Annotated in this window: 20 protein-coding genes and 1 other RNA gene; 11 read left to right on the plus strand and 10 right to left on the minus strand. The window is 37.1% G+C overall.

The window, feature by feature from the left end:
• Window positions 1–34: 34 nt before the first annotated feature.
• Window positions 35–1,180: a cysteine desulfurase family protein gene (locus DSM02_RS07615; protein ID WP_128765086.1), complete on the plus strand. Its 1,146-nt coding sequence runs from the start codon at window positions 35–37 to the stop codon at window positions 1,178–1,180.
• Here the strand turns inward: DSM02_RS07615 and DSM02_RS07620 are convergent, their stop codons facing one another.
• Both DSM02_RS07620 and DSM02_RS07625 read right to left on the minus strand, forming a co-directional pair.
• A complete protein-coding gene (locus DSM02_RS07620) occupies window positions 1,181–3,643 on the minus strand; it encodes a TonB-dependent receptor (RefSeq protein ID WP_128765056.1) in 2,463 nt (820 codons plus the stop codon). It abuts the gene before it with no gap.
• A gap of 5 nt (window positions 3,644–3,648) precedes the next feature.
• Window positions 3,649–5,340 (minus strand): M23 family metallopeptidase, encoded by a 1,692-nt coding sequence (locus DSM02_RS07625; RefSeq protein WP_128765057.1) that lies wholly within the window; start codon window positions 5,338–5,340, stop codon window positions 3,649–3,651.
• A gap of 283 nt (window positions 5,341–5,623) precedes the next feature.
• On the opposite strand from DSM02_RS07625, the gene DSM02_RS07630 reads away from it, so the two are divergent.
• From DSM02_RS07630 to rny, 4 genes are all read left to right on the plus strand, one after another.
• Window positions 5,624–5,914 (plus strand): hypothetical protein, encoded by a 291-nt coding sequence (locus DSM02_RS07630; RefSeq protein WP_128765058.1) that lies wholly within the window; start codon window positions 5,624–5,626, stop codon window positions 5,912–5,914.
• A 10-nt stretch (window positions 5,915–5,924) separates the two neighbouring features.
• Window positions 5,925–6,215, plus strand: a complete 291-nt coding sequence (locus tag DSM02_RS07635) for a cell division protein ZapA (protein WP_128761000.1) — start codon at window positions 5,925–5,927, stop codon at window positions 6,213–6,215.
• Window positions 6,216–6,266: 51 nt separating this feature from the next.
• Window positions 6,267–6,375: non-coding RNA, 6S RNA (gene ssrS, locus DSM02_RS07640), on the plus strand.
• Window positions 6,376–6,421: 46 nt separating this feature from the next.
• The gene (gene rny / locus DSM02_RS07645) at window positions 6,422–7,990 is read left to right on the plus strand and encodes a ribonuclease Y (RefSeq protein WP_128765059.1); all 1,569 of its coding nucleotides are present in this window, start codon (window positions 6,422–6,424) and stop codon (window positions 7,988–7,990) included.
• Window positions 7,991–8,199: 209 nt separating this feature from the next.
• Here the strand turns inward: rny and DSM02_RS07650 are convergent, their stop codons facing one another.
• Together DSM02_RS07650 and DSM02_RS07655 are read right to left on the minus strand one after the other, a co-directional pair.
• On the minus strand, window positions 8,200–8,931 hold the full coding sequence (locus tag DSM02_RS07650) for a YebC/PmpR family DNA-binding transcriptional regulator (RefSeq protein ID WP_128765060.1): 732 nt from the start codon (window positions 8,929–8,931) through the stop codon (window positions 8,200–8,202).
• An 88-nt stretch (window positions 8,932–9,019) separates the two neighbouring features.
• Entirely contained in the window at window positions 9,020–9,304 is a 285-nt protein-coding gene (locus tag DSM02_RS07655; RefSeq protein ID WP_128765061.1) for a 4a-hydroxytetrahydrobiopterin dehydratase, read from the minus strand.
• A 162-nt stretch (window positions 9,305–9,466) separates the two neighbouring features.
• On the opposite strand from DSM02_RS07655, the gene DSM02_RS07660 reads away from it, so the two are divergent.
• On the plus strand, window positions 9,467–10,933 hold the full coding sequence (locus tag DSM02_RS07660) for an aminoacyl-histidine dipeptidase (protein ID WP_128765062.1): 1,467 nt from the start codon (window positions 9,467–9,469) through the stop codon (window positions 10,931–10,933).
• Window positions 10,934–11,009: 76 nt separating this feature from the next.
• On the opposite strand, the gene DSM02_RS07665 is transcribed toward DSM02_RS07660, so the two are convergent.
• From DSM02_RS07665 to DSM02_RS07680, 4 genes are all read right to left on the minus strand, one after another.
• Entirely contained in the window at window positions 11,010–11,510 is a 501-nt protein-coding gene (locus DSM02_RS07665) for a DUF4168 domain-containing protein (protein ID WP_128765063.1), read from the minus strand.
• Window positions 11,511–11,673: 163 nt separating this feature from the next.
• Complete coding sequence (locus DSM02_RS07670; protein WP_128765064.1) at window positions 11,674–12,852, minus strand: peptidylprolyl isomerase; 1,179 nt, start codon at window positions 12,850–12,852, stop codon at window positions 11,674–11,676.
• A gap of 2 nt (window positions 12,853–12,854) precedes the next feature.
• Entirely contained in the window at window positions 12,855–13,409 is a 555-nt protein-coding gene (gldI, locus tag DSM02_RS07675; protein WP_128765065.1) for a gliding motility-associated peptidyl-prolyl isomerase GldI, read from the minus strand.
• Window positions 13,402–14,418, minus strand: coding sequence for a DHH family phosphoesterase (locus DSM02_RS07680; RefSeq protein ID WP_128765066.1), 1,017 nt, complete (start codon window positions 14,416–14,418; stop codon window positions 13,402–13,404). The genes gldI and DSM02_RS07680 overlap by 8 nt, the downstream gene beginning before the upstream one ends.
• 79 nt (window positions 14,419–14,497) lie before the next feature.
• Between DSM02_RS07680 and DSM02_RS07685 the strand changes: the two genes are divergently transcribed.
• The 4 genes from DSM02_RS07685 to DSM02_RS07695 all read left to right on the plus strand — a co-directional run bounded on the left by DSM02_RS07685 (window position 14,498) and on the right by DSM02_RS07695 (window position 17,336).
• Complete coding sequence (locus tag DSM02_RS07685; RefSeq protein ID WP_240674003.1) at window positions 14,498–15,331, plus strand: alkaline phosphatase D family protein; 834 nt, start codon at window positions 14,498–14,500, stop codon at window positions 15,329–15,331.
• Window positions 15,303–15,521: a hypothetical protein gene (locus tag DSM02_RS20575; protein WP_240674004.1), complete on the plus strand. Its 219-nt coding sequence runs from the start codon at window positions 15,303–15,305 to the stop codon at window positions 15,519–15,521. The genes DSM02_RS07685 and DSM02_RS20575 overlap by 29 nt, the downstream gene beginning before the upstream one ends.
• A gap of 111 nt (window positions 15,522–15,632) precedes the next feature.
• Window positions 15,633–16,052, plus strand: coding sequence for a nucleoside-diphosphate kinase (locus DSM02_RS07690; protein WP_073097393.1), 420 nt, complete (start codon window positions 15,633–15,635; stop codon window positions 16,050–16,052).
• A gap of 87 nt (window positions 16,053–16,139) precedes the next feature.
• Complete coding sequence (locus DSM02_RS07695) at window positions 16,140–17,336, plus strand: IS256 family transposase (protein WP_128765067.1); 1,197 nt, start codon at window positions 16,140–16,142, stop codon at window positions 17,334–17,336.
• Window positions 17,337–17,420: 84 nt separating this feature from the next.
• Here DSM02_RS07695 and DSM02_RS07700 read toward each other — a convergent pair whose 3' ends face one another.
• Both DSM02_RS07700 and DSM02_RS07705 read right to left on the minus strand, forming a co-directional pair.
• Window positions 17,421–19,304, minus strand: coding sequence for a M56 family metallopeptidase (locus DSM02_RS07700; RefSeq protein WP_128765068.1), 1,884 nt, complete (start codon window positions 19,302–19,304; stop codon window positions 17,421–17,423).
• A 1-nt stretch (window position 19,305) separates the two neighbouring features.
• A complete protein-coding gene (locus DSM02_RS07705; RefSeq protein ID WP_128765069.1) occupies window positions 19,306–19,665 on the minus strand; it encodes a BlaI/MecI/CopY family transcriptional regulator in 360 nt (119 codons plus the stop codon).
• A gap of 241 nt (window positions 19,666–19,906) precedes the next feature.
• Here DSM02_RS07705 and cdaA point away from each other — a divergent pair, with 241 nt between their 5' ends.
• Window positions 19,907–20,689 (plus strand): diadenylate cyclase CdaA, encoded by a 783-nt coding sequence (cdaA, locus tag DSM02_RS07710; protein ID WP_128765070.1) that lies wholly within the window; start codon window positions 19,907–19,909, stop codon window positions 20,687–20,689.

A 20,689-nucleotide genomic window follows, 5' to 3' on the forward strand; every position in this document is an offset into this window, starting at 1 on the left:
ATTCTAGTTAATTTTGTGCCTCTAAATTTTAATGATGACGCAAGTATATTTTGATAATGCTGCAACTACAGCTATTCGCCCTGAAGTATTAGATCGTATGATTGAAGTTATGCGCGATATCCCGGGTAATCCTTCTTCAACCCATGCTGTAGGGCGTAAAGCAAAAACAATTATAGAACAGGCTAGAAAAACAATTGCAAGTTATTTACACGTAACCCCGGCAGAGATTGTTTTTACTTCCGGAGGTACTGAAGCTGATAATCTTATTATCAATAGTGCTGTACGTGATCTTGGTGTGCGTCATATTATCACGAGTCCTATAGAGCATCATGCCGTAATTCATGTGGTAGAGCATTTACAATTGGCTTATGGCATAAAGGTTTCTATGCTTAAAATTAAAGAGTGTGGTAGTGTTGATATGGATAACCTTGAAGCCTTACTAGCAGAAAACAAAGAAAAGACTTTAATAAGTCTGATGCATATCAATAATGAAATCGGTAATATGTTAGATATTAAAGCAGTATCTAAATTGGCAAAAGCGCACGATGCGTTGTTTCATAGTGATATGGTGCAATCTGTAGGTCATTTTGATTTGAATCTTAGCGAAATACCTGTAGATTTTATCGCTGCTGCAGCTCATAAATTTCACGGACCAAAAGGTGTTGGTTTTGCTTTTCTTCGGAAAAATAGTAAAGTTAAATCTTTGATTTTTGGTGGTGGTCAAGAACGCGGAAGCCGTGCAGGAACAGAGCCGGTGCATAATATTGCAGGCATGGAAACTGCATTGATAAAAGCTCAGGAGAATCTTAATGCAGAACGTAAGCATATCGAAGAAATCAAATGGTATTTTAAGGAGCAGTTAGAGAAAAATATTCCGGGGGTACATTTTAATGGAAATTGTCACAACGGAAGCCTTAGCACATACACCTTATTGAATGTATGTTTACCGGTGCCTCCTAATAAAGCTTTAATGCTTTTATTTCAATTAGATTTAAAAGGAATTGCGTGTTCTAAAGGAAGTGCTTGTCAAAGCGGAAGCGATCAAGGAAGTCACGTTTTAAATGCATTTTTATCTAAAGACAAGCTAGACAAGCCTTCTATTCGTTTCTCTTTTTCTCACGAAAACACCAAAGAAGAAGTAGACTATGTAGTTTCTACCTTAAAAGAGTTTGTTGCCTAGTTAAAATTGAGCACTAACTTTTACATTAAAGACACGGGGTGTTAGGTAATTAGGCACCGCATACTGTTGCTGAGTAGCAGCATCTCTTACAAACGTATTGGTGATGCTGTTGTTTCGGTCAAATATATTAAAGATTTCCAGACCGGCGCTTAGTTCTTTAAAAATAGAATTATTTTTTAAAGCTCTTTTGGGATTTATGATGGTATATGCAAACCCAACATCGGCTCTAAAATAGAATGGTAACCGGGTTTGGTACACATAAGGATCTGCGTAGTTTGGCGATCCTCCCGGTAAACCGGATTGATAAACCATATTAAGGTATAATTTCAAATCAGGAATTGTGGGTACATAATCCTGAAATAAAAACCCCAGTTTAAAACGTTGATCTGTTGGCCGGGCAATATAACCGCGATTTTGAATATTTTCTTCTGTTTTAAGAATTCCTAGGCTGATCCAACTTTCTGTTCCCGGTACGAACTCTCCAGATAATCTCAAATCTAAACCATAAGCGTAAGCTTCCGCATCATTTTTTGCTCTGTAGCGTATTCTTACATTCTCTAAAGTATAAGTATTTACATCGCTTAAGGATTTGTAATATGCTTCACTAGTAAGTGTAAAAGGCCGACCCCAAAGTTCAAAACTCCAGTCGTTTCCAGCTACGAGATGAATGCTTTGCTGTGCTTTCACATCAGGAATAACTTGTCCTTGCATATCGCGCAACTCTCTGTAAAAAGGAGGCTGATGATACATTCCGGCAGAAAGCCTAAAAATCATATCTGTATTTTTCCAATTCGGTTTTAGACTGAATTGCCCACGCGGACTCACAACTTGTTGGGTTTTCGAAGCGATATCCTGTCCGCTTACCGTCCATAACTGACTGCGTATACCTAGATTATACCAGGCTTTGGAGGTATTCCAGTTGAGGCGCTTACTATACTGCATGTAACCGGAAACTCTATCAATTACTACATCATTCTGTGCTCTTCGCGAACTAAAAGGCTGTAGTGGAGCATCAAAAGCTGCGTAGGGTTGTTGATTAGTAAATCCTTCGAGCGGAGGTCTAATAGAAAATCCTGCAGAATCAATAATCTCATATTCTTGCAAACGGTCGCGAATAGATTCTCTAGTATATATTAATCCCCAATCTAGTTGATCATTTCCTTTTTGATACTGCCCTTTATGCTGAAGATTTACAATCAATGCATCCAAATCGTTCCGTGCATGTGTAAGTTGGGAGCCTATTGCTCGTGTAAAATCTACTTCACCAGCGGAAGCATTGTCTATATTGGTGCTGGGCGTTCCCAAAGCATATTGCGCATCTATATCATAATGTTCTTGCTCCTGCGTGTGATAAGATGAGGCGATTAACTTTAGGTTTAGATGATCATTAGGTTTGTATGTTCCTGAAAAGGCTCCAAAATACGTCTCATATTTATCTTCTTCCTGGCCGTCATAAACAACAATGAGCGCTATGGGATCAGCAAGCGTACCAAAGTTTGTCTGGCGCGTTTGCGGCTGATAGCTGTATCTGTTCACGCCTATATTTCCTAAAAAGTCCAGTTCAAATTTAGAATTGAAGGTATACGTCAAAAAGGTTTGTACATCTGTGAACCTGGGCTTATAATTGGTTTCTGTTTGCTTAGCGTTTACGAGAAGGCTATTATCCCAATATCTGGCGCCTACAAGTGCAGTAAACTTTTTATTTTTACTCAAGCCTTCGGCGGAAAAATTAACACCCAACAGGCTGAGATCTACCGAAGCTGCAAAATCTACCGGCCGGCGATACGTGATATCTAAAACCGAAGCTAATTTATCACCATACTTTACCTGAAATCCTCCAGCACTAAAATCGATATCTCTTACTAGATCAGGATTAACGATACTTAATCCTTCTTGTTGACCGGAGCGTATTAAAAAAGGTCGATAGACTTCAATGTCATTTATATAAACCAGATTCTCATCATAATTCCCTCCACGCACAGCATACTGGGTACTCAATTCATTATTAGAACTTACTCCGGGTAAAGATTGTAAAAGATTTTCAACTCCGGGATTTGCACCGGGTATTTTGCGTACAGTTTTTGGATCGAGATTAATTACGCCTTCAATTCTAGCCCGATTTTCAGATGAAATAACAACCTCGCTTATTTGCTCAATCTTTGTATTTAAAACAGGATTAAATTCAAAGAGCTCATTTTTCTGAAGGGAAAATTTAACTTCTAAAGTCTTAAACCCTAACTGTGTAAACCGAACCGTGATAACGTGTTCTGTAGGAATTTCTAAAGAATAGAATCCGCTTTCATCCGTAAGTGTTCCTCCATCTGCATACGAAACATTCACATCTGATAATGTGGCATTATTTTCGTCAAAAGCAATCCCTTTTAAAGTTGCAGTTTGTGCGAGTAATGCAGGAGCGATCCCGAAACAAAGAAGTAAAAAGAAATAATGGGGTAGCGCTTTCAATAGGTTTATTTTCTATAAAAGGTTGCTTCAAAAGTAGTACTATTTCCTACATTATCAGTCACAATGAGTTTGAATGAATTTGCTCCGCTAATGCTTATATCATCTTCAAAATTATAGGTGAGCAGTTTTTTTTTGTATTCATATTCCATCAAAGCAAATTTCCCATTGATGGTAGCGCGATAGCTTTTTATACCCGTGTCTTGATCTGTAATTTTAAAGTTCATAGTATTTAAATTCGATATCCATTTTCCATCCGTAAAATCTAAAGATTGGATTTTAGGAGGTTTGGTGTCTAATCCCAATTTAAAATCTCCTAAAGCATTAACGGTTGCAGTAATGTGATCATCTTCAAGTTTTGCTCCTTCAAAGCGCAGTAGACCTCTATAATTTACTCTGCCTATGTAAAGTTTTTCACGATCCTGAGGCTGAAAATCAGATACATCATACGCAAGTCTGATGTATTTATGTACAGGAATTAAATCTTCATCAAGATGCAAAGCATCTGTATTTGCTGAAATGTCAAGGAAATAATCATCATAGAATGAACCTTCTGGAATGAAAATGTCCCAATCACCAACTTCAAAATTCTGACTCGCATCTGCCTGAACAAAATATGGACTATTTTTTTTGTTCTTTGTTGTTAAAATACTATCCTTTCTAATGTTTATAGGTACTACCAGTTTACTCGTATTTCCTTGTATATCTGAAACTGTAATGGTGTATATAGAAGAATTACCGGTTTGAGTTAGATTTAAAATGCCCTTATCTTTCTCAAATTTGTAAATACTCAATGGGTTGTTGCGCTCAATAAATAGCTTTTGAACTCGGTCGCGTTCACCTTCAAAAAGTGCATAATCTATCATTCTGTTGAGATAGCGTGTTTCAGCAAAAGAGAATTTGTCCATCTCAACTTCTAATATCTTCTCTCCATTCAGTGTGGTTTCAATCTTATAGATACCATTATTGTTATTTGCACCGTCTTGCTGGTCAACAGTTCCCAAAGCAAAACCAATAGTACCATAGGCGTTGATCTTTTCGCTTAAAAAGGTTCCGTCGGGTTGTTTTGTAAAACGTAAACGCTGTTGCTTTTGAGATTGATTCACCTGACTGCTGTCGCTTAATGGATAAACGACCAGATCTTTTAATAAAGGATCACGATGATCTGGTGCCTGTATACCAAAGAGTTGCGCGTTTAGCGGGCGCTCATTTTTATCTCGTATTTCAAAATGAACGTGCGGACCACCACTTCCACCTGTATTGCCGCTATAAGCTACCAAATCTCCCTGAGTTACCGAAAGCTCATCAGGATTAGGAAAAAGTTCTACTTCATAGCTTTCGGCTTCATACTGTTTAGCTTTTACATATTCCTCGATGGTAGGTCCGTACGCATTTAAATGACCATAAACCGTAGTATATCCATTTGGGTGCGTGATATAAAGTGCTTTACCATAACCATAATGAGAGACTTTAATCCTGCTTACGTAACCTGTTGCACTTGCCAGAACATCAAGTCCGGTACGCTGTTGTGTTTTTATATCAAGGCCACTATGAAAGTGATTGCTGCGCAATTCTCCAAAAGTACCGGCAAATACAGTAGGTATTCTTAATGGTGGAATGAATTCATTTTGAGGGAAATCAGACTGTGCTTTTGAAGCAAGACTTATAGTTAATAATAGGAGTGTAATTCTTTTTTTCATAGAAAAGCTAAGATAAATATTTTGTGAAGACCTACTGTATAAATCGCTACGGCAATCTAATTATTGTAAGTGATATTTATAGGTGCAGACTATTTGTTACTATAAACTTGTATTGAAAAAATAGTCTTACGTCTAATACCTATGTAACCTGTTGAAAGCTATAAAATTAAAATTCAATTTGTTACGGGAGGTAAATACAAGCTTTAAAAATATAATAGATTGTATTGGGATATTAATAAGCGAATGTTAACTTTGTGAGACTAAGCATTGTTAAAATTAGGTTATGAGTGAACTGTTGGAGCGTGTAGATGCGTTGCAAAATGTAATTAGCAAATTAGTGCATCGGTACCAGAAGCTTCAGCGTCAAAATGAAGTATTAACGACTGAAAATGAGCAGTTGAAGCACGAGCAGAAAGATTTAAAAATCCTTCTGGAAAATTGGGAAGCTAAATACAGTACACTTAAAACTGCTAATGCAATGCTGGGCAGTAACGAATACAAACGGGAGACCAAGCTCAAAATAAATACTATGATGCGAGAACTTGATGCGTGTATCGCACAACTTGCAGATTAGAACTAAGGATATGTCTGAACATTTAAAAATTAAATTATCTATTGCAGACCGGGTTTATCCTTTAACTATAAAACCTCAACAGGAAGAAGGCTTACGCAAAGCAGCGAAAGAAATTGAGGTGATGATTAAAAAATTTGAGCAAAGTTATGCTGTTAGAGATAAGCAAGATGTTTTAGCGATGTGTGCTTTACAATTTGCTTCGAAAGCAATACAACAGGATTTAGACGGAAGCGGGGAAAGTTCAGAAGCTGTAGAACAGCTTAAAAACCTGGAATTACTCGTTAAAAGTCAGTTATCCTAACGTTCTTTAAAATAGAATCTTACTGCCTACATTGGTTATATTTTTTGGTAAACTCAACACTATATTCTTTAAGAGGGATGAGTCTGAGTTGTAAAAGCGCGCCGTCTTAGAACGGATTCTTGATCAGCTCGTTAGTCCTATGATTTATTTTAAGGAGTTTACACAAAACCCTACCAATGTAGGCTTTTTTTATATATACAAACTCAATGGGAAATACAGTACTTATAATCGTAGGAGTCATCTTAATAGCTGGCACACTGGGATTTTTATTAGCAAAGCTGCTAGAAAAAAATAACGCTTCACAAATTGTTAGCAATGCCAAAAAAGAGGCAGCTAATATTGTAAAAGAGGCTAAAAGTGAGGGAGAGTCTATTAAAAAAGACAAAATTCTTCAAGCTAAAGAAAAGTTTATTGAACTTAAATCTGAGCACGAAAAAGTAATCTTGTCGCGAGACAAAAAAATAAATGATGCGGAGAAGCGTACTCGTGATAAAGAATCACAAGTAAGTAGTGAACTTGCTAAGAATAAAAAGTTAAACAAGGAGATAGAGACTAAAGTTAAAGATTATGATGATCGTCTTGAATATCTTGATAAGCGTCAATCTGATATAGATAAGCTGCACGCAAGTAAAGTACAGCAGCTTGAAGTGATTTCTGGTTTATCTGCAGACGATGCAAAAGAGCAATTAGTAGAATCTTTAAAAGATCAGGCTAAAAGTGATGCAATGGCATTTATTCAAAATGCTATGGAAGAAGCTAAGCTTACTGCTGAGCAGGATGCTAAAAAAATTATCATTAATACCATTCAACGTATTGGTACAGAAGAGGCTGTTGAAAACTGTGTTTCTGTTTTTAACCTAGAAAGTGATGATGTAAAAGGACGTATCATAGGTCGTGAAGGTCGAAACATTAGAGCTATCGAAGCTGCTACCGGAGTTGAGATCATAGTAGATGATACCCCAGAAGCGATTATTCTTTCTTGCTTTGATAGTGTACGAAGAGAAGTTGCCAGATTATCATTACACAAGTTAGTAACAGACGGTAGGATTCACCCTGCACGTATAGAAGAAGTGGTTCAAAAAACTACAAAACAAATTGAACAGGAAATTGTTGAAGTTGGTAAACGTACAGTAATTGATCTTGGTATCCACGGTTTGCATCCTGAATTGATTAAAGCGGTAGGTAGAATGAAATACCGTTCTTCTTACGGTCAAAACTTATTACAACACAGTAGAGAAGTGGCTAAATTATGTGCTACAATGGCTTCTGAGTTGGGTATTAATCCTAAACTCGCTAAACGTGCCGGTCTTTTACACGATATAGGTAAAGTGCCAGAAACGGAAAGTGAAATGCCTCACGCGTTATTAGGCATGGAGTGGGCTGAAAAATATGGAGAAAAGCCAGATGTGTGTAATGCAATTGGTGCGCACCATGACGAGATAGAAATGAAAACATTATTGGCGCCTATAGTTCAGGTTTGTGATGCGATTAGCGGGGCAAGACCGGGAGCAAGACGTCAGGTTCTAGATTCTTATATTCAACGATTGAAAGACCTTGAAGATATCGCGTTTGGTTTTGCTGGTGTTAAAAAAGCTTATGCGATACAGGCGGGTAGAGAACTTCGTGTTATTGTTGAAAGTGAAAAAGTAAATGATGAAAAAGCATCAGCTTTGTCTTTTGAAATTTCGCAGAAAATACAAACAGATATGACTTATCCCGGGCAAGTAAAAATAACGGTTATACGAGAAACCAGAGCGGTCAACATCGCTAAATAAAAATCAAAAACGGCTTCGAAATTTCGAAGCCGTTTTTGATTATAAGAATCTAGAAAACAGATATTTTTATTTAAAAAGTAGACGATTTTAAGCTGGTTTAGTGTCTTTTCGCTAGTAACCAAAAAACGGTGTAAGAAGAAAAATAGTCCATAAAAAAAGACAGCCTTATTAGACAGTCTTATTTTTATAAAATCTAAAGATTTTAATTATTAAGAATCAGAATCTGATGAGCTCTCATCCATAGAATGGTAAACGTTTTGTACATCATCATCTTCTTCGATTTTTTCTAAAAGTTTTTCTACATCTTCAGCTTCTTCCGCAGTAAGCTTCTTAGTCACCTGAGGAATGCGCTCAAAACCACTAGAGAGGATTTCGTGTCCTGCTTCTTCCAGGTAAGACTGTAAAGCTCCAAAGCTTCCAAAAGGTCCGTATATCAGAATTCCGTCTTCATCTTCAAAAACTTCTTCTGCACCATAATCTATAAGTTCGAGTTCGAGTTCCTCAGCATCTATACCTTCAGCATTAATTCTAAAGTTGCAGGTGTGATCAAACATGAATTCAACAGAACCCGAGGTTCCTAGGTTTCCGTTGCACTTATTAAAATAGGACCTGATATTAGCAACAGTACGGTTGTTATTGTCTGTAGCCGTCTCAATAAGAATCGCAATTCCATGAGGAGCATACCCTTCAAAAAGTACTTCTTTATATTCACCCAGACTTTTATCACTTGCACGTTTTATAGCACGCTCGATATTGTCTTTTGGCATGTTTACACTCTTAGCATTTTGTATAACTGCTCGCAGACGTGAATTAGAATCAGGATCAGGACCGCCCTCTTTAACGGCCATAACGATGTCTTTTCCTATTCGAGTAAAGGCTTTAGCCATTGCGCTCCAGCGCTTCATTTTACGAGCTTTTCTAAACTCAAATGCTCTTCCCATAATTCATATTTTTAAAGGCGGTAAATTTAACAAAAATAGGCTTTACAAAAAGTCTTATTTCAGTTTAAAAATAAGGTAGCATATTTTACTAGTTTCCTAGTAAAGCTTCAATAATATGAGCGAGTTTAAAGTCTTTTTCGGTAACGCCTTCTGCATCGTGGGTAGACAGTGATATGTTTAATGTATTGTAAACATTCGTCCAGTCTGGGTGATGCTGTTGCAATTCTGCTTCAAAAGCAATGCGTGTCATAGTAGCAAAGGCTTCTTTAAAGTTCTCAAACTCAAAAGAAGTATGAATAGCATCATTTTTATATTCCCAACCTTCCAATTTATTGAGGCGTTCTTTTACGGTTTGTTGATCTAATTTTTTCATAATAGCATGTTAGTTTTAATTAAGATAATCAGAGTATTTTCAGCATAAAAAGGTTTAAGCCAAGATTAACGTTTGTTTCTGTTCTCTATACCTTCCAAAGGTAGTTTATCAAATTTAACAACGACTCAAAGAGAACCAGTACCTTTGCAAAAAAATGATTTTATGACAAATACTGAAATACGACAGCTAGAGCCCCAAGCCGTTTGGCAAAAGTTTGCAGATCTCAATGCTGTACCCAGACCTTCTAAACACGAAGAGCGTGTGATTGCCTTTATGAAAGCATTTGGCGAAGGTTTAAACCTAGAAACGCTAGTTGATGAAGTAGGAAATGTAATCATCAGAAAACCCGCTACTGCTGGTCTTGAAGATCGACAAATGGTTGTTTTGCAATCTCATCTCGATATGGTTCATCAGAAAAATAATGCAACGCAGTTTGATTTTGATTCTGAAGGAATAAAAATGAAAGTAGAAGGGGACTGGGTTAAAGCTGAAGGAACAACTCTGGGAGCAGATAACGGTCTGGGTGTTGCAACTATAATGGCTTTATTGGAAAGTGCAGATATACCACATCCTGCTTTAGAAGCTTTGTTTACAATTGATGAAGAAACTGGGATGACCGGAGCAATGGGATTGAAAGGTGGTGTTCTTAAAGGCGATATTTTACTCAATTTAGATACCGAAGAAGATGATGAGATTGGCGTAGGGTGTGCTGGTGGAGTAGATATCACCGCTACACGTACATACAAACAAGAGCCCGTTGAAGAAGCAAAAACCGGTTTTCAACTAACCGTAAACGGATTGCAAGGAGGGCATTCTGGGATGGATATTATTAAAGGTCTGGGGAATGCTAATAAATTTATGAACCGCATTTTATTAGACGGTTTTGAGAATTATGGCTTACGCATCAGCGAAGTAAATGGTGGCGGATTGCGCAATGCTATACCACGAGAGAGCGTGGCAATATTTTGTATAGATACGGTTCACGAGGAAGCTTTTAAAAGTGATATAAAGGAGTTTGCTGAAGTTTTACAGGATGAATATAAAACCATGGAACCAAATTTAAAAATTAGTCTAGAATCAATTGACCTTCCTGAGAACGTTATGAGTCTAGGTGTGCAAGAAGGCTTTCTAAAAGCGATACAAGCAGTATGGAATGGTGTTTACCGTATGAGTCCAGATATTGAAGGTCTTGTGGAAACTTCTAATAATGTAGCTCGGGTTTTAGTGTATAATGGCGAACTCGAAGTTTTATGTTTAACGCGTTCTTCTGTTGAATCTTCTCGTACCGATTTAGCTAATACAATAAGAAGTGTTTTTGAACTGATAGGTTGTGAAGTTACTTTAAGTGGGGAATACCCGGGATGGAAACCCAATATGGACAGCGCTATCTTAAAGATTTTAGTTGAAAAATATAAGAAGATCAATAATGAAGAGCCACACGTAGCTGCTTGTCATGCCGGATTAGAATGTGGTATTCTAGGTCAAAACTATCCAGAGATGGATATGATTTCTTTTGGACCAACCATTAGAGGTGCTCACTCTCCAGATGAACGTGCGAGTATTTTTTCGGTACAAAAATTCTGGACTTTTGTTCAGGAAATTTTGAAGGATATTCCTGCTAAAAATTAATTGTTGAACTGAAGACAAAAAAAAGGAGTTGCAGCGATGCAACTCCTTTTCCTTTTAAATGAATTTATCTGAAATATTATCCTTCAGTTTGTTTCTTCATCATTATTCCTTGAAATTTTTGCTGTAAGCTTTTGTCTTGTTGTAAAGCCATAGCAACTGCTTTATAACGATCTAAAGTCAGACCGTGATCAACAATAATCTCTTGCATTTTGCTTTCTAATGCAGGTTGCATTTTTTTGAGTTCTACAACTACAGCTGCGTGCATTTTAAGCTCTTCATCTGTAGCTTCAACTTTTGCTTCCGGGTTCATCTGCGCTTTTTGAATCTCGGTAAAACGCTGTACATCTAAACCTTCCTCTTTTATTATTCCCATCATTTTTTGCTGAGCAGCCTGGTTTTCAACCTGCACTTCCTGAAATGCATCAGCAAACTTATTCAGCTCTGCTGTAGTAACATCAGTTTGTGCTTTAACGCTTGCAGCAGCCTGAGTTTGTTGCGCAGCAGCGGTAAGACTAAATCCTCCTACTAATGCACCTGTTAGTGCTAGCGCTATTATATTTTTTTTGAATGTAATCATTTGTTCTCTTTTTTTAATGAACTGGAAAGGTTAGCAATTTTTAGCACCTTTCCTGATGATTTAAGATAAGCTTATTCAATTTTAGAAGAGCTTAACAATAAACGGCGTTTCCTTTAACATTTACAGTGAATAAAACAACCAATTTAGTCAAGTAATTTATGTATTATTCATTCTCTGGTTCTCGGTCATCAAGCAATTCTACAGTGAATACCAAATTTGTTCTTGGTGGAATCACACGATAACCGCGCTCCCCATAACCTAAGTAGTAAGGAATAAATAAGGTTGCTTTATCACCGTAATTGAGTTGTTGAATTCCTTCTTTAAAGCCGGCGATCATTTGTGCTTCCGGGCCGTATGGGATGTTTAAAGGCACATACATATCTTCTTTAGGTCGCGTTTGCATATTCCATTCTTCAGCGCAGGAAAGTATATTGCTGTCAAACAATTCTCCATCTTCAAAATAACCGGCATAATCTACTTTTACTTTTTGAGAGCGCTTGGGTTTAACGTCGCTTCCTTTTTGTGTGATATAGTATGCTAAGCCACTTTCTAGCGTATCTGCATTTTTACGTTGTTCTTCAAAAATTGCTTTTTGATCTTCTTTGAGTTTTTGCTGGGCTGCTGCTGCTTGCTCTATTTCTTCAGCTTTTTTATCTATTTCTTCCGTAAAGACTTCGGGAGCTTCAAAGTGACGTGCATCTTTTCCTTTTCTAATAATTTTTACAGATTCTATAGTCACTGTTTTTTTTGGCTTTCCTCTTCGAGGATCTTTCATTTCAACTTCAGTAATGCTTTTCAAAACATCAAAGCCTAAAATAAGCTGACCAAAAACGGTATGACAACCTATTTGCGGATTCTCACAGTTTTTTAAATTGTCTTCTGCATCATATCCGTCTAGGTGTGGAGTAGGAGCATCGGTGATAAAAAATTGACTACCGTTGGTTCCATAACCAGAATTTGCCATAGAAAGAATACCTATAGTGTCATGCTTGAGTTCTGGACTGAATTCATCGTGAAATTTATAACCGGGACCACCGCTTCCGGTACCCGTAGGGTCACCTCCCTGAATCATAAAATCTTTAATAATGCGGTGAAAGGTTATACCGTCATAGTACGGTTTGCCTTTATAGATTGAATCTGCAAGCGGATTGTTGCCTTCAGCCAGCGATACAAAGTTTGCTACTGCTGCAGGAGCTTTATCATAGTAAAGCTGAACAACCATCGTACCTTTATTGGTTTTGATTTCGGCATATAAGCCATCCTGTAGATTTGGGTATTGGTCATCAGAGCAGGCTACCAGACCAAAAAGAATTAAGAATGCAAAAATGGAAGCTTTCTTCATAGTTAATTTTCAGTATTGCTTTGTTTTATATCGTTGAGCGTTACTCGGGTTTGAATAGGCAGGTTTGATCCTATTTTATCTTCATAACCATAATATCCAAAAGCCTTATGGGAAGGCAATAAAAAAGTAACGGTCTCTCCTTCTTTCATCAATTTGAGTCCGTCTTTTAATCCGGAAATCAGATCTTGATTACTTTGTTCTATTTGATAAATTTGCGGACCGAGTTCTGCTTCGGTAACTATAGGATTGCCATCAAGAGTATTTATCTGATAATCAAAAGTGACCAAATCACCGGTATCTGCGGTGGGTAAAGCAGTAGTATCTTTTACATTATAATAATACCAGAACCCTTTATCTGAAGTAAAATACTCGTTTTGCGGATTTGCGGCCATCAATTCTTTTATAGCGGCTTCATCAGCTTTATTTAATTTTTTATTACGAGCAATAGAAGCATCAATGTAAGAACCACTAGAATGGCTTACGGGTCTGCGGGCTTCAGGAGTTTTGCAAGCCATTACCAGAAAAAGTACGAGTATTAAGCCAATGAGTTTATTCATTTAAAGCGTCTATGTATTGTGGTAATATACTAATAAAATATGCAACGGTTTCTTCTAAAGAACGATCGCTTTTTCCTCCTGCGGCGTTGGTGTGACCACCGCCTTCAAAATGTTCACGTGCCATTAAATTTACCGAGAAATCGCCTTTAGAACGTAAAGAAATCTTAATTATTCCTTCCTGTTTATTTTCGATAAAAATCAGCGCTAAAACTGTGTTATCTAAAGAAAGACCATAGTTTACAAAACCTTCAGTGTCTCCTTTTTGATAATCGTGTGCATCTAATTCTTCTTGAGAAAGTGTTATATACGCAGCTTTATACTCTTCTAAACGATGTAAATTAGTAAGTGCTGTACCTAGTAGTTGTAATCTGGAGAAATTATTAGCATCATAAATTTTCTCATGTACAAAAGCATTATCTGCGCCTTTATCTATAAGATCTGCAATAACGCGATGGGTAGTTGCTGTTGTTGATCTAAATCTAAACGAACCAGTATCAGTCATAATCCCGGTGTAGAGGCAAGTTGCCATATTTGCATCTACCAGATCAGTCGCATTGAGCATTTCAAACGTATGGTAAACCATTTGACAGGTAGCACAAACTGAAGTGTCGCTATACGTTACAACAGCGTAATCGTCTGGCTGCTGATGGTGGTCTATCATTATAAACTTGGCCTTAGCTTTTTCTAGCGCTGGTGCCATTTCTGCAACGCGTGATAATGCGTTGAAGTCAAGTGTAAAAATGAGTTCTGCTTCTTTAATAAGTCTTACGGCCTGTTTGTTTTGCAAATCATATTTTACAACAGTATTTTCAAAAGGTAACCACTTTAAAAACTTAGGATAATCGTTAGGTGAAACAACATTAGCTGAATGACCGGTTTTAGTTAAATACTGATAGAGTGCAAGTGTAGAACCCATTGCATCACCGTCAGGATTTTTATGTGGAATAATTACAATTTTTTTCGGTGTAGCTAAAAGCTCTTTAAGTAAGGCTAATTCTGATTCTTTCATAGGTGGCGAATATACAATTTCTTCATGTAGACTTAATATGGGAAATCTTATTTTTGAAGTATTCTAACTCGTACTTTCAATGATAAAAATTTCTAAAGCCACTATTTTTCTTCTTTCAGTAATGCTTTTACACTATAGTTTTTTAAAGGCTCAAGAGCAAAATCCTGATGTTTTTAGAATCGCCTTTGGCTCTTGTAATAAAGTAGATTTGTCCAATCCGTTTTGGGAAGATATGGCCAACCGTGATCCTGATTTGTTTATCTGGGGTGGTGATGTGATCTATGCAGATACCGAAGATATGTCTAAGATGGAAGAAATGTATGCGGTTCAAAAAAGCAATCCTGCTTACAGCAATTTTATAGCAAATACTGAAATATTAGGAACCTGGGATGATCATGATTACGGTATAAATGATGGTGGTGCAGCTTATGTTAAAAAGCAAGAGAGTCAGAATTTATTTTTAGACTTTTTAGACGTGCCAAAAGATGCACCTTCACGGAAGCGAGAAGGGGTTTACAATTCAAAAACCTATTTAAAAGCTGGTAAGTCTATAAACGTAATTGTCTTAGATACTCGCTATTTTAGAACGCAACTTGAAGCTTCAGCAGGTCCTGATAAGCGCTATGAACCGCATCGTAGAAAAAATGGAACTATTCTAGGAGAGCAACAATGGCGATGGTTTAAAGAAGAACTTTCAGAAAAAACAGACTTTACAATCATTATGAGCAGTATTCAACTATTGAGTGCTGAACATGGTTTTGAAACCTGGGGTAATTTTCCGAAGGAGGTAAAGCGATTTATCAAAGCAGTAAAAAGGTCAAAAGCAAATGCTGTTCTTGTTTTAAGTGGCGATAGGCATATTTCAGAATTCTCTAAAAAAAAACATGAAAGACCTTGCTTACCCGCTAATTGATTTTACTTCTAGCGGATTGACGCATTCATATACAGCTTATGATGGCGAACCCAATAGATACCGAGTGGGAAAGGTAGTGAGCGTTCGTAGTTATGGTCTTGTAGATATAGACCTGAATTTAAATGCTATAGACATGAAAATTATCGGTATAGAAGGTGAGATTTTAGGCGAAATGCAACAAGAGTATTAATAATTGCTAAGCCATTCGCTATTGTGATTAAAAGAATTACTTTTGCACCGATTTTAAAAACAAGAAGTTTTGCTTCGATATTGAAAAAGCAAAATTATTAAAACACAAAAAATGGCAACAAACAGAACGTTTACCATGATTAAGCCAGATGCTGTTGAAAATGGACACATCGGTGCAATATTAGAAAAAATCACAGCTTCAGGATTTCGCATTGTAGCTTTAAAATTAACTCAGATGACTGTTGCAGATGCAAAGGAGTTTTATGCAGTACACAGCGAGCGTCCTTTTTATGGCGAGCTAGTTGAGTTTATGAGCAGAGGACCTATTGTTGCTGCTATATTAGAAAAAGAAAATGCTGTTGAAGATTTTAGAACTTTAATAGGTGCTACTAATCCTGCTGATGCTGCAGAAGGTACAATTAGAAAACTATATGCTACTTCTTTAGGTGAAAATGCAGTACACGGTAGTGATAGCGATGAGAACGCTGCTATTGAAGGTGCTTTTCATTTTTCAGGTAGAGAGTTATTCTAAATTCTTAGCACTATCTCATAAAATGTGTAACTAAAAATAGCGGGGGCATGCCCCCGCTATTTTTTTAACTTTAAATTTTACACCATTATGAAGAAAGAGGAATTATTTAATGATGATTTTTTAAAACAGTTTAAGACAGGCGATGAGCTTAACGGTTTTTTGAAGGAACTGCAGAAACGTGGTATAGAGAAAATGCTTGAAGGTGAACTTGATGGGCATTTGGATTACGATAAGAACCAAAAATCTAAGACCGGGAACACCCGTAATGGGTATGCTTCAAAAACAGTGCGTACTTCCTTCGGGGAGTCGCAGATTGCAGTTCCCAGAGACAGGGATGCCAGTTTCAACCCTATGATAGTTCCTAAGCGTGGTACTATGGTTGACGGCATTGAGAACGTGATTGTGTCGCTCTATGCCAAGGGTATGAGCAACAGCGATATCGAAGAGCAGATACGAGAAGTCTATAACTTCGATATTTCTACATCCACTATATCCAGAATAACCGATAAGATCTCAGGAGATATAGTTGCCTGGCAGAACAGACCTTTAGAGCCGATCTATCTTATCGTATGGTTGGATGGGATCGTATTCAAAGTAAGGGAGAACTCAAAGGTCATCAATAAGACCGTCTATATTGCGGTAGGGCTTCGCAGAGATGGCAAGAAGGAAGTCCTGGGGCTATGGCTGGGCAAGAACGAATCCGCCGCATTTTGGATGAGTGTACTTACCGATATGCGGGCCCGTGGTACAGAAGATATCCTTATCACCGCTACCGATAACCTGAACGGCTTTACCGATACTATAAAAAACGTTTTCCCGGAATCCAAAACCCAGATATGCGTGGTACATCAAATAAGAAACGCCTGTAGATATGTGGTGTGGAAAGACAAAAAAGCCTTCACGGCAGATATGAAAGGTATCTATAACGCACCAAACCAGGCTGCGGCACAGGCAGCCCTAGAGGACTTTGCAAATAAATGGGAAGGCAAGTACTCCTATGCCGTAAAAAGCTGGAGGGAGAACTGGGACGAGCTTACAGTGTTCTTCGAGTTCCCCATTGAGATCAGAAAAATCATATACACTACCAACCTGATAGAAAACCTTAATGGAAAGATCAGAAAGTATACTAAGAACAAACTCTCCTTCCCAACCGACGATGCGGTGATGAAATCCGTATATTTGGCAATAAGGGAGGCGACCAAAAAATGGTCGATGCCTGTAAGGAACTGGGGCATAATCCTAAATCAGTTCCTGACGATCTATGAAAAAAGGGTCAGACTTTAAACAAGTCAAACCCCTGTTATTTTTAACTTACACAGTTAATAGGATAGTGTCCGGATTTTTTTAGATTTGATTGATGAAGATTATTTACTTTTTGTTATTTGCCTTTTTGGTAGTAATTAGAATAGCACCCGTCTTACCCTTCATTTTTTCAGCACCATACAGCTGAATTGCATTATCTCCCTTTATAATATCTATAGATTCTATGTCGTCAGGGTTTATATTTTTAAGTTCATACTCATCAACCTCTTCTCCGTCAATAATAAATAGAGCCTTCGCGTTTAGATTTCCTTTTCCTCTATAAGTTATGTGATACTTGGAATCACTTGTTTTATATTCAGAAGCATGAATCGGTCTTCTTTGAAAAAAAACACTATCATCAGACATATTCAACATTTCCGCTCTTCGCTCCTTTATTTCTGCTTTGCGAATTTCTAGTTCAGCTTTACGTTCTTCCATTCTGGATTGCATTTCAGCCTTACGCAATTCCATCTCTACCATACGCTCTTTCATCTTCTCAGTCACTCTAATAGAATCATTAAGTCTATTCTTCATTGCTTCTCTACGCACCATCATTTCGGCTTTACGCGCTTCCATCTCTTGTCTGCGCTCTTGCATTTCCTGCTCTCGTTCTTGCAATTCTGCCGCACTCAATTTTGAACGTTGAACTATCGTATTATGGCCAGATACTACGCCAAATGTTCCATCGGCGGTTCGATAAACCACAATACTTGTTAATGCCTTATCATTTGTATTATAAGTTGCCGAAGCTTTGTTTCCGGTCTCACGATCTTTGACGGAGATTGAAATTTGAGTAATCTCCCCATTGCTGTTATATCTTAACTTTGAGAAATCCATTTCTATATTATAATCAGAATCTAATTCTTCCACAAGTTGCTCAATATCCCCTTTTGTCATTTTAGGGGTGATAACCTTCTTAAAAGCTTTCGGAGAGGTTTGTTCGTTTTTTGTTACAAATTGCTTGGGTTGATCTTTAATAATTTCAGAAAGATTTGTCTTATTTTGATTTTCAGTTTGAGAAGGTGATACGACTAAAGCATTCTCAGATTTTTTTACTTCAGAATCTGAAAGTGGTTCAACTTTAAATTTAACCTCTTCTTTTACATTAAAACTCCACATAAATGCACCGAGTACAGGCACAATAAGAAGAATCTTCCACTTTCTAAATTCGCTTGATGATTGCTTGTTTAACATAACTATTCGTTTTTTGATGAATGATTGATAAAATGAATGAGCCAGTGCCGGTACAAACTGAGGCGCTGCAACTTTTACCAGAGCAAGCTGGTAATTTTTTCTATCCTCTATTTGGCTGGCTGTGGTAGCATCTGCGAGGTATTCTAAATTTTGTACAACTCCATTTTTATACAACCATGCTAAAGGATTAAACCACTGTATAATGAGAACAAATTGTACCAAAAACATATCGAGACTGTGTCGCTGATTAGCGTGAGCCTTCTCGTGTAATAGGATCATTTCTAACTCATCTTCACTATGCGCTTGCGCATCCAATACAATATAATTGAAAAATGAAAAAGGAGCATCGAGACCGTCTATCTGTAAAAAATGATAGCCATTACTGGTTTGTTGCCGGGTATTCTTTAAAAAAGAAAAAATCTGAATGAGCTTTTTACTGAAAAGAAAAAGCATAACAGCGACTCCAATTGAATATATAAAAACGCCAAGCTGCCAAAAACTGAAGGTTTCTTCAACAACAGATGAAGACTGAGCTTGAAGCAATAAATCTTCAGGAATATCAAAGTATACAACAGGCACTTTATAAACAGTTCTCGTCAAAACCAATGCTGGTGCGATGAGTGCAGCGACAATTCCTACCAATAAGAACTGCCTGTTTGCTTTAAAGAAAGTTTCATTTTTTAATAACGTAACATAAGCCATAAAAAACAGGCTTAGAATTGCGGCACTTTTAAATATGTAAATTAATAGAGCCATCTTAATTCTTCTTTTCGATGATTTCTAATATTTCACGCAACTCATCTGCAGTTATTTTTTCTTCTTTGGCAAAAAATGAGACCATGTTTTTATACGAACTATCAAAAAACCTCCTGGTCGCCTCATTCCAGAACTTCTTGCCATAAGCTTCTCTGCTCACAATAGGAAAATACTGATGCGTCTTGCCAAAGGCTTTGTGACCTACATAACCCTTTTCTTCTAGGTTACGTACAATTGTAGAAACTGTATTATAATGCAGATTTTCATCTTCTAAATCTGCTTGCACCTCTTTTACAAAAACTTTTTCAAGCTTCCAGATTACGTGCATGATTTCTTCTTCCTTATTGGTTAACTTTTCCATGTTTTATTTTATAAAGGCCTCAATCTAAAAGCTATTCTTTTTTTAATCTTTGTATCTAAAATTTATTTGTCAACTAACAATCTAACTATTAGCCCACAACAAACATAAAACTATAAATACAGTTAGACAACTATTTTTATAGTTTTGTTGAGAATATTAATTTTTCAGCTTTCATATTATACCTTATATTAACTAAGAGAACCGCATATTTTGCCCTATTTTTACAAAAAAAGCTTGACCTTTGGACATTCTTGAAAATTTTAGGATACTCGATTTAGTCGATATTTTATTAGTTGCTACCCTACTCTATTACCTCTATAAACTGGTAAAAGGGACTGTGGCAATTAATATTTTTCTAGGGATTTGTATTATTTGGGTCATTTGGAAAATTACACAACTCCTTCAGATGGAAATGCTAAGTACCATCTTAGGGCAATTCATCGGGGCAGGAATGTTTGCTTTGATTGTGGTTTTTCAGCAAGAAATCAGAAAGTTTCTACTGATGATTGGCTCTACAAATATTGGTAGAAAAACAGGTTTTCTCAAGCATATTAAATTCCTTCAGGACGAAGCCAAGGACACTTCTGATACTAAAGTAGAAGAAATAATTGATGCTTGTGAAAAAATGGGACAATCCCGTACCGGGGCATTAATTGTTATACAACGCACTACACATCTTGATTTTGTCAAACAAACGGGAGATGAAATGAGTATTGAAGTAAACCGCCCCATTCTGGAAAGTATTTTCTTTAAGAACTCTACCCTCCATGACGGTGCTGCAATCATTGAAGACAACCGTATTGTTGCTACACGCGCAATCTTACCGGTTTCTAATGAACGCAATATCCCCTTACGTTTTGGTCTGCGTCACAGAGCTGCTGTAGGTATTACTGAAAAAACAGATGCTGTTGCTTTAGTTGTTAGTGAAGAAACCGGTAATATAAGTTATTTAAAAGATGGTGAATTTGTACTCTTTAAAAACCTAACGGAACTTATTGAGATTTTAAGAAAAGACCTCAGCTAA

The sequence above is a fragment of the Leeuwenhoekiella polynyae genome (assembly GCF_004104075.1).
In the GTDB taxonomy this organism is placed as follows: domain Bacteria; phylum Bacteroidota; class Bacteroidia; order Flavobacteriales; family Flavobacteriaceae; genus Leeuwenhoekiella; species Leeuwenhoekiella polynyae.

What these genes read in the sequence shown, in the direction of transcription:
- DSM02_RS07615 (WP_128765086.1), top strand. Translation starts at nt 35, where the DNA reads ATGACGCAAGTATATTTTGATAATGCTGCAACTACAGCTATTCGCCCT.
- DSM02_RS07625 (WP_128765057.1), bottom strand. Translation starts at nt 5,340, where the DNA reads ATGAAAAAAAGAATTACACTCCTATTATTAACTATAAGTCTTGCTTCA.
- DSM02_RS07630 (WP_128765058.1), top strand. Translation starts at nt 5,624, where the DNA reads ATGAGTGAACTGTTGGAGCGTGTAGATGCGTTGCAAAATGTAATTAGC.
- DSM02_RS07635 (WP_128761000.1), top strand. Translation starts at nt 5,925, where the DNA reads ATGTCTGAACATTTAAAAATTAAATTATCTATTGCAGACCGGGTTTAT.
- rny (WP_128765059.1), top strand. Translation starts at nt 6,422, where the DNA reads ATGGGAAATACAGTACTTATAATCGTAGGAGTCATCTTAATAGCTGGC.
- DSM02_RS07650 (WP_128765060.1), bottom strand. Translation starts at nt 8,931, where the DNA reads ATGGGAAGAGCATTTGAGTTTAGAAAAGCTCGTAAAATGAAGCGCTGG.
- DSM02_RS07655 (WP_128765061.1), bottom strand. Translation starts at nt 9,304, where the DNA reads ATGAAAAAATTAGATCAACAAACCGTAAAAGAACGCCTCAATAAATTG.
- DSM02_RS07660 (WP_128765062.1), top strand. Translation starts at nt 9,467, where the DNA reads ATGACAAATACTGAAATACGACAGCTAGAGCCCCAAGCCGTTTGGCAA.
- DSM02_RS07665 (WP_128765063.1), bottom strand. Translation starts at nt 11,510, where the DNA reads ATGATTACATTCAAAAAAAATATAATAGCGCTAGCACTAACAGGTGCA.
- DSM02_RS07670 (WP_128765064.1), bottom strand. Translation starts at nt 12,852, where the DNA reads ATGAAGAAAGCTTCCATTTTTGCATTCTTAATTCTTTTTGGTCTGGTA.
- gldI (WP_128765065.1), bottom strand. Translation starts at nt 13,409, where the DNA reads ATGAATAAACTCATTGGCTTAATACTCGTACTTTTTCTGGTAATGGCT.
- DSM02_RS07680 (WP_128765066.1), bottom strand. Translation starts at nt 14,418, where the DNA reads ATGAAAGAATCAGAATTAGCCTTACTTAAAGAGCTTTTAGCTACACCG.
- DSM02_RS07685 (WP_240674003.1), top strand. Translation starts at nt 14,498, where the DNA reads ATGATAAAAATTTCTAAAGCCACTATTTTTCTTCTTTCAGTAATGCTT.
- DSM02_RS20575 (WP_240674004.1), top strand. Translation starts at nt 15,303, where the DNA reads ATGAAAGACCTTGCTTACCCGCTAATTGATTTTACTTCTAGCGGATTG.
- DSM02_RS07690 (WP_073097393.1), top strand. Translation starts at nt 15,633, where the DNA reads ATGGCAACAAACAGAACGTTTACCATGATTAAGCCAGATGCTGTTGAA.
- DSM02_RS07695 (WP_128765067.1), top strand. Translation starts at nt 16,140, where the DNA reads ATGAAGAAAGAGGAATTATTTAATGATGATTTTTTAAAACAGTTTAAG.
- DSM02_RS07700 (WP_128765068.1), bottom strand. Translation starts at nt 19,304, where the DNA reads ATGGCTCTATTAATTTACATATTTAAAAGTGCCGCAATTCTAAGCCTG.
- DSM02_RS07705 (WP_128765069.1), bottom strand. Translation starts at nt 19,665, where the DNA reads ATGGAAAAGTTAACCAATAAGGAAGAAGAAATCATGCACGTAATCTGG.